The following is a 12,270-nucleotide window of genomic DNA, read 5'->3' on the forward strand; positions in this document are numbered from 1 at the left end:
ATGTACCCTACAGATACAGCGTGAACCGCTCTCCATTGATGATCTGCGAGCAGACATAAACCGGCTCGCCGGTTTCGAGATAGGCCGTGCTCTTTACCAAAAGAAGAGGGTCGTTCTTGCTGATATTCAGCAGCTTGCCCTCCGAAGAAGTGGCGCGGCAGATTTCAATCTGCTTCTGCGATTTTGTCACGACTGCGTTCGCGCGCTCCCTGAGCACCTCAAACAGGGAACCGTCCAGCGGTTCTTCCAGCAAAAAAGCATATTTTAAGGAGAAATAGCTGTTTTCAATCGCCATAGGCTCCGAATTGACAAACCGAAGGCGCGAAATAAACACCGTCTGCGACCCGGCGGGCAGGCCGAGGGACTGCACGATTTTAACCGGCGGCACAACCAGCTTATGCTCCAGCAGGCGGCTGCCCGCGGTCAGCCCCGCCATTCGGCAGGATTCCGAAAATCCCATGATTCTGCGGTAATCTCTCCAATATTTCGGAATCGCCACAAAGGTACCCTTCCCCTGCTTTTTCTCCACAAAACCGAGAGCGGCCAGCTCGTTTACCGCCTTGCGGGCGGTGATGACGCTCACGTCGTTCTGTTTGGCCATATCCACTTCAGAAGGCAGCTGGTCCCCGGGCTGATAGTACCCGGAGCCGATCTGATCCTTCAGCTTATCCATCAACTGTTGATACAAGGGTGTAATCGCCTTCGATTTCAACATTCCGAATCTCTCCCTATGCAAGCCTGCCTTCGGCCGATTTGTATTGAAGGAATGAAAGCGCAAAGCAGCTTCGCCCCAATCCCATATATCCCTTTTAGTGTACTTCATGAAACGGGAATATTCAAGTACAACTGAGGCAATTCGCCCGTCTGACAGCCGACGAAAGCAGAAAAAATCAGTATTCCACCTTCCACATGTAGCGGCGGTCATCCATGGAGCGCCCGCGGATTTCCGCCATCTGCAAAACGAAGAAGCGCTCGAGCGGAATCATAACGGCGGAATTGAAATACTCCGAAACACTGCTGTCGATTTGAGAAAGCCCGGTGTCCGCCGCGTCGATGACCGTGTAGTTTTCCGCATAGGTTTTCAAAAACTTCAGCACCCGCTCATCCAGAAAACGCGTTTTTCCCGTGCTCATCAGCAGAATGATCGGCAATTTTTTATCCGTCGTTTCAAACGGGCCGTGAAAATACTCCCCGCTGTGCAGCATCACCGCGTGGCGGCACTGCATCTCCATCAAATGGCAGCACGCCATGGTGTAGGCCGTGCCGGTGAGCGGGCCGCTGCCCATTACGTAAAAAATCTCCTCATCCTTGTACCGCTCGCCAAAAGCCCTTGCGGCGGGCAGCATGCTCTCTTTTGCCCCGGCAACGATCGAATCGAGCTTTCCATATGCCTGCATTGCCGCGTCGTAGTGGGCGTAGCCCTCAAACTGATACAAAATCTCGAACGCAAGCTTTAAGGCCAGCGCCTGGTTCGCCTCGGAATAGACCTGATCATCCCCATTGGAATAGACGACCGTATATTTGCCGTTTTGGGCCATGGCGGTATCGGGGAACCCGGTCATCGCGATGGTGTAAGCACCCCTTGCATTCGCTAATTTGACCGCTTCCACAGTTTCGGCTGTGGCCTTCAGTGAGCAGATCACGCAGATGCAGCGGTCGTCGACCGATTCGGGCGTTGCGTAAACAAACTCGTTGCTGTTGAAGATGCCGGTTCCAATATTTTTCGCTTCACACTCCATCAAATATTTCGCAGGATAAATCGCTGCCTGCGAGCCGCCGCATGCGACAAAATATACCTTTTTCAAACCACCGGACGATTCCATTTTCCCCTTGATGTCCGCAATGATCTCCTTGATCTCCATAAAAATCTCCTCTCATTGTTGCGCACCGAACCGGGCCCGCCGAATATCAGGCCCGGCCGGCGCACAAGTTCCTGCCATTTTTATCGCCAATATCTGCTTGGGTTCGGGTGTTTTCCCCGCCGAAAGCGGGGAAAACACGGCGAACGAATCCATTCGCTTACTCGGTTACGAAAGTGTCCTCCAGTGTCAGGCCGGAGTTGTAGGTGAGAACGCCCGGCAGATTGGCAAAGCCCTCTACCTTGTTCGAGCTGGCAAACGCCTGTTCACGGTAATTGATGAATACGAACGGTGACAGATCGAGCACGCGCTTTCTCAGCTTATCGTAAATCTCCTGGCGCTTGGCCGCGTCGATGGTGGTGCGCCCTTCCTTCAGCAGGCTGTCGATCTCCGCATCGGAGAACCAGGCAGAGCTGTTCATTCTGGGCTCGCCGCTTTCAAAATAGTTGGTCGTCCAGTCCATATCGACGATGTTGCCGGCGGTACCGGAAACGAGAATTTCATAATCGCCCTTGTTGGAGCGCTCGATGCGGGTGGACCAGTCGGGCAGCTCCACCTCGGCGTCGATGCCGATCTTCTTCAGGCTGTCCTGCACCACAATGGCGGTCTGCTTGTGCATATCGTAGGTAGAGCTGGACAGAACCTTGATCTTAAAACCGTCGGGGTAACCGGCCTCTTTCAGCAGGGCCTTGGCCTTTTCCTGATCGAAGCTGAAGTAGTTGTCATACTTGCCGTCGTAGCCGTTCTCCCCCTTCTGGGTGGGGAAGCCGAAAATCTGGGTGCCGCGGCCCATGAAGGCGGTGTTGATTACGCCCTGACGGTCAACCGCGTAGGCAATGGCCTGGCGAACCTTGGGGTTGGCCAGCGGGCCGCTCTTGACGTTGAACTGCAGGCACATGAACGGGGCCTCAGAGACATAGACCTTGTAGCTGTCGTCCTTTTCCATCGCGGTAATATCCTTGGCCGCCACATAGTCGATCAGGTCTGCGTCGCCGGTCTGCAGGGCGTTGGCTCTGGTTGTGGCGTCGGGTGTGATGACAAAGCGAATGCTTTTGGTTTCGGGCTTGCCGGGCTTGTAGAAATCCGGGAACGCGGTGAGAACGATCTCACGGCCCTTATCCCAGGAGGTAAACGTGTAGGGACCGCTGCCCATCGGGCTTGCATTCAGGTCGTTCTTGTGGCTCTCGCACCACGCCTTTGATACAATCACCGACTCGGGCAGCGTGAGGTAATCGAGGAACGGTGCGCAGGGCTGCTTGAGGGTGATCTTGACGGTCTTGGCGTCCACTGCCTCGACTTTGTCGAGCACATTCACAAAATCGGAGCGGAAGGTCGCGCCGACGGACTCATCCAGAATGCGCTCCAGAGAGAACTTGACGTCCTCGGCGGTGATGTCGCTGCCGTCGTGGAATTTGGCGTTCTTTTTGATTTGAAAGGTATACGTCTTGTTGTCGCTGCCGATCTCATACGAATCCGCGATTTCCGTGCCGATCTTCCCGTCGGCCTGGTAAGCCATCAGGCCGCGGTAGAGGCACGTTTTGATCAGCCGGATCGCCTGGCCGGACTGCACCATGGGCTCGAGCGTGGAAACATCGGAGCTGATGGCCACAACGAGCTCATCCTTTTTGCCGGCCTGGCTCTGTGCCGAGGATTCCGGCGCGCCGGACACCGCCCCGGACGAGCTGGGTTTGCTTTCCGAGCATCCCGACAGTGCGGTGAGCGCCATTGTGGCCGCCAGCGACACAGACAGGATTCGCCTGCAGATTGTTTTCATTTGTTTTCCTCCTTTTATCCTCTGATTCATCATTAAAAGCTGTCCCTCAGCTTGGGATCGAGAATATCTCGCAGCGCGTCGCCCATCAGGTTCGTGGCCAAAATCGTCAGGCTCAAAAACAGCGACGGCCACACCGTGTACATCACATCTACCGAAAGGAAATTCCTCGCGTCGCCGATCATCTGCCCCCAGGAGGGGTCGGGCGGCTGCACGCCGAGGCCGAGAAAGCTCAGGCCGGATTCCAGCAGAATCGCGCTCGAGACGGTCAGGCTGATCTGAATGACCAGCGGAGAAAAAATGTTGGGAAAAATTGTACCGAACAGAACCCGGTTCAAAGTAGCGCCGATGGAAATTTCGTTTTCTACAAACTCCATTTTACGCACCTTGATGGTGGAGGAATAGGCGATTCTGGTAAAGTGGGGCGTATACAAAATCGCCACCACCACGGTCAGGTTGCGCACCCCGGCTCCCCACAGACCCACGACCATCATCGCGAGCAGAATCGGCGGAAAGCAGAGGATCACATCGACCGCTCTCATGATCGCGCCGCCGATTTTGCCGCCGAGGTACCCGGCGAAGATGCCGAGCAGCAGCCCCGCGGCGAATGCGCCCAACGTGCCGAACAGCGCCACCGTCATGGAGGGCCGCACGCCCACCAGCAAACGGGAAAGAATGCAGCGGCCGTACTCGTCGGTTCCCAGCGGATACTGGGACGAGGAAGGAGCCAGCGCAGACGATGTATTCATTGCCAGCGGATCATTCGGCGCAAGCTGGGGGCCGAACAGGATTACAAACACCAGCGGCACCAGAACAACCATGCTGAACACAAATTTCTTGTTTTTCATGCTTCGTTTCAGAAAATCCATAATATCCCCCCTACCGCGCTCTGGGGTCGAGCACACCGTAGATGATGTCGACAACCATATTGGTCAAAATAAAAACGGAGGACATCACCAGAATACAGCCCTGAATCAGCGGATAATCCCTCTGGTTGATGGCCTTGACCAGAAGCGTCGCGAGTCCCGGCCAGTTAAACACCGTTTCACACAGCACCGTTCCGCCGATCAGGTTACCCATCTGCAATCCGATCACCGTCACCACCGGGATGAAGGCGTTGCGGATTACATGGCGGATGATGACGTTGTGCTCCGGCAGGCCCTTGGCCCGCAGCGCCCGCACCGATTCGGCGGAGAGCGCGTCGAGCATGGAGGAACGGGTCATGCGCATGATCGAGGCGGCCAGCCCGAGGGCCAGCGCCACCGCGGGCAAGAGCAGCCGCTGAAAGTGCGCCGAGGGGCTCTTCGAGAAATTCACATACCCGCTCGACGGCAGTGTGGGAATATTCCACCCGAACACATTCAGGGAGAACAGGATAATCAGCAGGTAGCCGAGCACGTAAACCGGAATGGAGGTTCCAAGCGAGGCGCCGGTCGTCATCACCAGATCGGAGAATTTTCCGCGCCGCAGGGCGGAAAGCACCCCAAGCGGAAGGCCGATAAGGCACGCGAGCAGCAGCGAAACGCCCGCCAGCTCCAGTGTGCGGGGCAGCCGCGACCCGATGGACTGCATCACCGGGACGTGCTCGCTGTACGACGTTCCCAAATTCCCCTGCAGGGCGTGGAGCATCCAGTTCGCATACTGCGTCAGAATCGGCTGGTCAAGCCCCAGTTCCCTGCGCAACGCTTCCACCGCCTGCGGGTCGGGGTTGGAATCGGTGCCCAGCATCAGCAGCACCGGGTCGCCAGGCATCATATGAACGGTTAAAAACACGATGCTCGAAACCACGAAGAGGAGCAGCACCGCAATCGCGCTTCGGCGCAAAATAAATCTGGTCATGCCGTTCCTCCCTCCTGTTCATACAGAAAACACGCGACCTGCCCGCCGTCCGCAAGGGTACGAAGCGTCGGGCGCTCGGTTTTGCAGCGTTCCATCACGTTGGGACACCTGGTGCAGAACCGGCAGCCCGCGGGCGGGTTGACCGGGCTGGGGATATCCCCGGTAAGGATGATGCGCTGGCGTTTCTGTCCGCTGCCGGGGTCGGGAATCGCGGAGAGCAGCGCCTGCGTGTACGGGTGCCTTGCGGCCCGGTACAGCTCCGGCCCGTTCGCTACCTCCACCAAGGAGCCGAGGTACATCACGGCGATGCGGTCCGACATATGCTTGACAACCGCCAGATTATGAGAAATGAACAGGTACGTCAGCCCGAATTCCTTTTGCAGGTCTTTGAGCAGATTCAGAATCTGCGCCTGAATCGAAACATCCAGCGCGGAGACCGGCTCGTCGCAGACGATCAGCTGCGGCTGGAGCGCGAGCGCCCGGGCAATGCCGATGCGCTGCCGCTGCCCGCCCGAAAACTCGTGGGGGTAGCGGTCTACATAGCCGCGGGAGAGGCCGACGAGGTCCATCAGCTTCATCACTTCGGCATCCATTTCCTGCCGGCTCATCTTGCGGTGAACCTGCATCGGGGCCGAAATGATCTGCCGCACCGTCTGGCGGGGGTTCAGCGAATCAAACGGCTTCTGAAACACCATGCGCATGCTTTCGCGCTGCGCGCGCATCTCTTTTTTAGAGAGCGCCGCCAGGTTCTTGCCGTTAAAACAGATCTCGCCCGTATCCGCCGGAACCAGCTGCAGCAAGGTGCGGGAGAGCGTGCTTTTTCCGCACCCGGATTCCCCAACCAAACCGAAGCTCTCGCCGCGGTGAATCTGAAAGCTGACATTGTCTACGGCGTGTACCACACCCTTCGCCGAAGAAAACAGCCCGGCTTTGACAGGAAAGGTTTTGGAAACGTTTTTTACATCCAACAGTACTTCATTCAAGCTGCATTCCCCCTTTCCTAGCTGCCCGCATAATGGCACCGCACAAAGTGGCCCGGTGCGATCTCTTTGGCCTGCGGCTCGGTTTCGCGGCACAGGTCGTTTGCCTGCGGACACCGGGTACAGAACCGGCAGCCTTTCGGCATGCTCCGAATATCGGGAACCGCGCCTTCAATACTGTGCAGGCGTTCCACCTGCTCCTCAAGCTTTGGAGCCGACTGAATCAACCCCATGGTATACGGGTGAGCCGGGTGATTCATGATCACATCGGTGGACGCGTCCTCCATGGATTTGCCCGCGTACATTACAATCACCCGGTCGGCAATATCCGAAACCACACCGAGATCGTGGGTAATCAAAACGATGCCCATCTGGTATTCGTCGCGCACCTTGCGCAGCAGATCCAGAATCTGCGCCTGCACGGTCACATCGAGCGCGGTGGTGGGCTCGTCGGCAAACAAAAGCTTTGGGTTGCACGAAAGGGCAATAGCGATCATCACCCTCTGGCACATACCGCCCGAAAGCTCGAACGGGTAGCTGCGGAACACCCGCTGCGGGTGCGCGATCCCCACGGCGGCGAGCAGTGCAAGGGCACGCTCCTCCGCCTGCTTTTTCCCCACCGGCTCGTGCGTGAGAATCGCCTCTACGATCTGGCTGCCCACGGTATACACCTGATCCAGCGACATCATGGGATCCTGAAAGATCATCGCGAGCTCCCTGCCGCGCAGCCTCTGCATCTCTCTATCCTTCAGCGGCACCAGGTCTTTGCCCTCAAACAGAATTTTTCCGCCGGACACCCTGCCCTGATTGGGAAGCAGCTTCATCACGGAAAGGGCCGCCATGGTTTTTCCACTGCCGCTTTCACCCACGATGCCCAAGGTTTGGCCCTTTTCCACCGAAAAGCTCAGGTGATCCACGGCGGTAAAGGCCTGATATTTATTTTCAAACACCATTTCCAGGTTCTGAACATCCAACAGGGGTTCGGCCATCCAAACATCACCGCTTTTCTCTGAGTCTTTTGGTTTTCTCCTCATCCACAGCCCAGCCGCTGCCGTTTTTTACAACGCATACACTGTATAGCTCCTGCGCGCGCTCGGGGGAGACCTTCCCCTCGATCACATCGGTCAGAACGCGGAGGGGATCGCGCTCCAGCGGGTTGCCGTACCCGCCCGAGCCGGGCGTCTGCACGCTGATCACATCGCCCCGCTCAAGCGGGATATCGGTGCACTTGGAGGGCAGACGGGTACTGGTTCCATCCGGCTTGACAAGATAGTAAGCGCCGCCCTCGCCGGCAAGGCCGCCCTCCAGGCCCCACGGCGGAATCTTCTGCCGGTCACCGAGACCGGTGTAAGAGATGCCGTCGTACATCATTTCAAATTCACGGACAATGCCGAGCCCGCCGCGGTTGCGCCCCGCGCCGCCGCTGTCGCGCCGCAGCTCATATTTGTTCACGGTGACCAGCGGAAACTCCATTTCGAGCGCCTCCACCGGCAGGTTCGAGGTGTTGGTCATGTGCACCTGCACACCGGAAAGGCCGTCCGCGTCGCGGCTGGCGCCGGAGCCGCCCGCGACTACCTCCAAATACACGAAGAAGCGGTCTTTGTCCTTGGGGTCGGCCCCGGAGAAAATCGCCGAGGTCACCGAGCTGTTGCAGCAGGCAATTGCCCGGTCGGGCACGGCGGGGGCCAGAGCGCCGAAAATCACGTCGGCCACGCGCTGGCAGGTATCGATTCGCTCGCCCACGGGCGCGGGGTTTTCCGCATTGACCAGCAGGCCGCTTTCGCACTCCACAGAAAACGCGCGGTAAATGCCCGCGTTCGACGGAACGGTGGGGTCGATGAGCGCCTTGAGCGAATAGAACACCGTGGCCAAAAGGCCGTTGTAGGTGACATTGATCGGGCCGGGAACCTGCTTTGCGGTGCCGTTGAAGTCGAGCGTCATGCTGGCGCCCGCAATGGTGATCGTCACGCAAATTTTCAGCGGATCGGGGCAGGCGGTGCCCGCGTCGTCCATATAATCGGTAAATTGGTACACGCCGTCCGGCAGCTTCTCAATGCCCGCCTTGAGCTTGCGCTCGGCGTAATCCTGCAGCTGATACATGCTGTCTACCAGCACGTCTCCGTAGCGGTCGTAAGCGTCAAGCATGCGGCGCAGGCCCACACGGTTGGCCGCAATCTGCGCCTGCAAATCGCCGTAGCGCTCATTCGGGATGCGGCTGTTCGCCATGATGATGCTGACGATGTCCTTGCAGACCTCGCCGCCGCTGCAAATGCGCACGAGCGGAATCTTCGTGCCCTCCTGAAAAATACTGACCGCGTCGCCGGAGGTGGAGCCGGGCACCTTGCCGCCCACGTCGCTGTGGTGCGCCAGATTGGCCACCCAGCCGATCAGCCTGCCGCTGTGGAACACCGGCGCGACAACGGTAATGTCTGGCAGATGGGTGCCGCCGCCGTTGTATGGGTCGTTGCCGATGAACATGTCGCCCTCCCGAATGTCGGAGCGGTCGAAATGCTTGTAAACCTCCTGTACGATTCCCAGAAGAGAACCGAGGTGCATGGCGACATGCTCGGCCTGCGCCACCATATTTCCGTCCGGGTCGAACACCGCGGTGGAAATGTCGCGGCGCTCCTTAATGTTCGTGGAATATGCGCTGCGGATGATCGCGATGCCGGTTTCCTCCGCAATGGACAACAGCAGATTGCCGATGATTTCTACGGTTACTGCATCAACACGTTTGCTCATGCCGTTTCACCTCCGTGATAAGTGACAATCAGATTCAGGAACGGGTCGTTATACGCCTGCCACCCGGGCGGAATAATGGAGGTGGAATCCATCTGCTCAATAATCGCCGGGCCGCTGACGGTGCAGCCGCAGGGCAGCTGCGTGCGCTGGTAAATGTTGGTGTCAAGATACTCCGAAGAGCCCTCGAACCGAACCTTGCGAACCTCTACCGGGGCCGGAACCTGCGGATTTTCCTCCACAGGGTGCTCGCTCAGGTCGGGCTTGTCGATGGTGCCGATCGCGCCAACGCGGTAGTTGACCATCTGGATCTTCTTTTTCTGGTCGTAATAGCCGTAGGAGCGCTCATGCTCCTGATGGAACTGCTCCACCAGACCCGCGAGCACCTCTTCGGTGATCTCTCCCGTGGGGATCTCCACCGTGATTTCATAGTTCTGGCGCTCATACCGGCAGTCGAGCGAATAGACGAACGCGCGGTCCTCCTTGGCGATGCCCTCGTTTTCGAGCATTTTGTCGCCCTCTTCGGTAAGCTGCGAGAAGATGCGGTTCATTTCCGACAAATTCTGCGCTTCGGCGATCATAATATATGACTGGCTCAGGTCGAACCGGGTGTCGGCCATCAAAAGCCCCAGCGAGCAAAGCGTGCCCGGCGCGGGGGGAAGCAGAACCTGAGTGATGCCGAGCTCTCTGGCCACCTCGCAGGCGTGCAGAGGGCCAGCGCCGCCAAAGGCCATCAGCGTAAATTCGCGGGCGTCGTAGCCGCGCTCAACCGAAACGACGCGGATCGCGCGCACCATGTTGGAGTTGACGACCGAAATAATGCCTGCCGCGGCGTCCTCCACGCTCAGCGCGGATTTCTCTGAAATCTTCTTTTGAATGGCGTCGTGAGCAAGGTTCCAGTCCACATCCATGCGGCCGCCCAGAATCTTGTGGCGGTTCAGCTTGCCGAGCAGGATGTTCGCGTCGGTAACGGTGGGGTTTTCGCCGCCGCGCATGTAGCACGCCGGGCCGGGTACCGCGCCCGCGCTGCGCGGGCCCACCTTGAGCGCGCCGCCCTCGTCAATGGCGGCAATCGAGCCGCCGCCCGCGCCGACCGTGATAATATCGATCATGGGGATGCGGGCGGGGTAGCCCTCCACCATTCGTTCATACGAAACCTGCGCCTTGCCGTCCTTAATCAGGCTGATGTCTGCGCTGGTGCCGCCCATATCGAACGTAATGATTTTATCGATGCCGCACTGGCGGCCGATGTAGGTTGCGCCCACCACACCGGCGCTCGGGCCGGACACCGCGGTTTTGATGGGGCATTCCACCGTTTCCGCGATGGAGATAATCGAACCGTTGGACTGGGTGACATAGGGGGCCACGGCGATTCCGGATTCCCGTACGCTGTTCTGAAAATTCTCCACATACTTCTTCATAACCGGGCCAAGGTAGGCGTTGAGCACCGTGGTGCTCATGCGCGAATACTCGCGGAACTCGCTGACCAGCTCGCTGGAGATGGAAACATACGCGCCGGGGTACTCCTCCAGAATGATTTCCCTGATTCGCCGCTCGTGCGCCGGGTTAATAAAGGAAAACAGCGTGCACACGGCGATGGTGGTCACGTTCTGCTCCTGAAAGAACCGGACGGCCTTTCGCACATCCTCCTCATTGAGGGGGATTTTTACGGAACCGTCGTGCAGCAGGCGTTCCTCCACCTCGCATTTGAGTCCGGAGGGAATCAGGCTTTCGGGCTTTTCCTTGAGCAGGTCGTACAGGGAGGGCCGCTTCTGATTGCCGATCTCCATCAAATCCTTAAAGCCCTTGGTGGTGATCAGGCCCATGCGCGCGCCGCGCTTTTCAATCAGCGCGTTGGTCGCCACGGTCGTTCCGTGCGCCAGGTATTCCACCGCGACCGGGTCGATCCCCTCGCTTTCCAGTATGTAGTGGATTCCGCTGACGATGGAGCGGGACGGATCGTCCGGGGTAGAGCTGTGCTTGTAGTGAAACAGTCTTTTCGTTTCGGAATCGAATACGGAAAAATCCGTAAAGGTTCCGCCAACGTCGACGCCTATCATGTATCCCATCTTTGTCACCTCTCGAAAAATCTATACTTTTATGCCAGTTGGGTTTCAAATCCAAAAGCGCCCGGCCGCCCACAGGTTTTGGCCGAAAGCTCCGAGGCCGCCGCGATCGCCTTCTCCATCTTCTCCCGGTACGCGCCGCTGCCCTTTGAAAGCTGTTTCGGAACGATTTCCGTCAGGTAGGCCATCAGGAACCCCGCCGCGTACGAATCCCCCGCGCCGAGCGTATCGACCACCTCCACGGGCTTGGCTCTGGCCTGGTAAAAGCTTTCGCCGTCCCACACCATGGCGCCGTCACCGCCCATTGTCGCCACCGCAATCCCGCAGCCAAGGCGCACGATTTCGGTAAGCTGCTCGCGAACCTCCTCCTGCGTCAGGCCCGAGCAGGACAGAAACCCGCAGTCTACCCACCGGCAGATGCTCTGCGTGCGTTCCCGGTCCCTCCACGTGCCGGAGAAATCATAAGAAACAAACCGCCCCAGCGACGCCATTGCCGGCAGCTGCGACTCTATGTAGCTGTTGTTGCTGGTGTGGATCAGATCAAACCCGGCCAGGTACTCAAGATCCCCCTCATTCAGCTGAATTGGGTGCTCCCGCAGCACTCCGCCGCGATTGCTGGTTACAAACACCCGGTCGCCGTTCACCAAATCGATCACCGCGTAGCCGTTTTCTCCCTCCGTCTGCCGGGAATGCGAAAAATCCACCTGCAGGCGCGTCAGCGTTTTCATCACGTGCTCCGCGACCGCATCCGTTCCGAATACCCCAAGATAAGCCGCGTCACAGCCTTTCATTCGGCAGTAAACCGCCACATTCAGCGCCTGCCCTCCCGGGAACATCAGACCGAGATGCCGGTACTTGTCGCACACGTTATCGCCGACCCCAATGACTCGAAGCATTTTGATCCTCCTCTTTCTTGTTCCGCGCCAATCACTAATATAAGTTTATATTAGTGATTAAATAATAGTATGTCAATATATTTTTTAAAAATGGTTAATTTATTTTGTAACAAGTTTATA

Annotated in this window: 10 protein-coding genes; all 10 read right to left on the minus strand. The window is 57.9% G+C overall.

All coding sequences use genetic code 11. The annotated features are described in order from the left end of the window. Positions 1 to 7 precede the first annotated feature (7 nt). On the minus strand, positions 8 to 715 hold the full coding sequence (locus G340_RS0111355; protein WP_020073778.1) for a GntR family transcriptional regulator: 708 nt from the start codon (positions 713 to 715) through the stop codon (positions 8 to 10). A gap of 175 nt (positions 716 to 890) precedes the next feature. Then, entirely contained in the window at positions 891 to 1,862 is a 972-nt protein-coding gene (locus G340_RS0111360; protein ID WP_020073779.1) for an SIS domain-containing protein, read from the minus strand. Between the two features lie 157 nt (positions 1,863 to 2,019). Beyond that, complete coding sequence (locus tag G340_RS0111365; protein ID WP_020073780.1) at positions 2,020 to 3,633, minus strand: ABC transporter substrate-binding protein; 1,614 nt, start codon at positions 3,631 to 3,633, stop codon at positions 2,020 to 2,022. A 32-nt stretch (positions 3,634 to 3,665) separates the two neighbouring features. Continuing rightward, positions 3,666 to 4,499 (minus strand): ABC transporter permease, encoded by an 834-nt coding sequence (locus G340_RS0111370; RefSeq protein ID WP_020073781.1) that lies wholly within the window; start codon positions 4,497 to 4,499, stop codon positions 3,666 to 3,668. A 10-nt stretch (positions 4,500 to 4,509) separates the two neighbouring features. Next, positions 4,510 to 5,469, minus strand: a complete 960-nt coding sequence (locus G340_RS0111375) for an ABC transporter permease (RefSeq protein WP_020073782.1) — start codon at positions 5,467 to 5,469, stop codon at positions 4,510 to 4,512. Further along, positions 5,466 to 6,452: an ABC transporter ATP-binding protein gene (locus tag G340_RS0111380; RefSeq protein WP_020073783.1), complete on the minus strand. Its 987-nt coding sequence runs from the start codon at positions 6,450 to 6,452 to the stop codon at positions 5,466 to 5,468. The genes G340_RS0111375 and G340_RS0111380 overlap by 4 nt, the downstream gene beginning before the upstream one ends. Before the next feature lie 17 nt (positions 6,453 to 6,469). Continuing rightward, positions 6,470 to 7,423, minus strand: coding sequence for an ABC transporter ATP-binding protein (locus G340_RS0111385; RefSeq protein WP_326522389.1), 954 nt, complete (start codon positions 7,421 to 7,423; stop codon positions 6,470 to 6,472). 22 nt (positions 7,424 to 7,445) lie between these two features. Beyond that, positions 7,446 to 9,191: a hydantoinase B/oxoprolinase family protein gene (locus G340_RS0111390; RefSeq protein WP_020073785.1), complete on the minus strand. Its 1,746-nt coding sequence runs from the start codon at positions 9,189 to 9,191 to the stop codon at positions 7,446 to 7,448. Continuing rightward, positions 9,188 to 11,257, minus strand: coding sequence for a hydantoinase/oxoprolinase family protein (locus G340_RS0111395; RefSeq protein ID WP_020073786.1), 2,070 nt, complete (start codon positions 11,255 to 11,257; stop codon positions 9,188 to 9,190). The genes G340_RS0111390 and G340_RS0111395 overlap by 4 nt, the downstream gene beginning before the upstream one ends. 29 nt (positions 11,258 to 11,286) lie before the next feature. Next, a complete protein-coding gene (locus tag G340_RS0111400; protein WP_020073787.1) occupies positions 11,287 to 12,150 on the minus strand; it encodes a fructoselysine 6-kinase in 864 nt (287 codons plus the stop codon). Positions 12,151 to 12,270 lie beyond the last annotated feature (120 nt).

The organism is Faecalispora sporosphaeroides DSM 1294, assembly GCA_000383295.1.
In the GTDB taxonomy this organism is placed as follows: Bacteria; Bacillota; Clostridia; order Oscillospirales; family Acutalibacteraceae; genus Faecalispora; species Faecalispora sporosphaeroides.

Coding starts and splice junctions, on each gene's coding strand:
- G340_RS0111355 (WP_020073778.1), bottom strand. CDS start 715: ATGTTGAAATCGAAGGCGATTACACCCTTGTATCAACAGTTGATGGAT.
- G340_RS0111360 (WP_020073779.1), bottom strand. CDS start 1,862: ATGGAGATCAAGGAGATCATTGCGGACATCAAGGGGAAAATGGAATCG.
- G340_RS0111365 (WP_020073780.1), bottom strand. CDS start 3,633: ATGAAAACAATCTGCAGGCGAATCCTGTCTGTGTCGCTGGCGGCCACA.
- G340_RS0111370 (WP_020073781.1), bottom strand. CDS start 4,499: ATGGATTTTCTGAAACGAAGCATGAAAAACAAGAAATTTGTGTTCAGC.
- G340_RS0111375 (WP_020073782.1), bottom strand. CDS start 5,469: ATGACCAGATTTATTTTGCGCCGAAGCGCGATTGCGGTGCTGCTCCTC.
- G340_RS0111390 (WP_020073785.1), bottom strand. CDS start 9,191: ATGAGCAAACGTGTTGATGCAGTAACCGTAGAAATCATCGGCAATCTG.
- G340_RS0111395 (WP_020073786.1), bottom strand. CDS start 11,257: ATGGGATACATGATAGGCGTCGACGTTGGCGGAACCTTTACGGATTTT.
- G340_RS0111400 (WP_020073787.1), bottom strand. CDS start 12,150: ATGCTTCGAGTCATTGGGGTCGGCGATAACGTGTGCGACAAGTACCGG.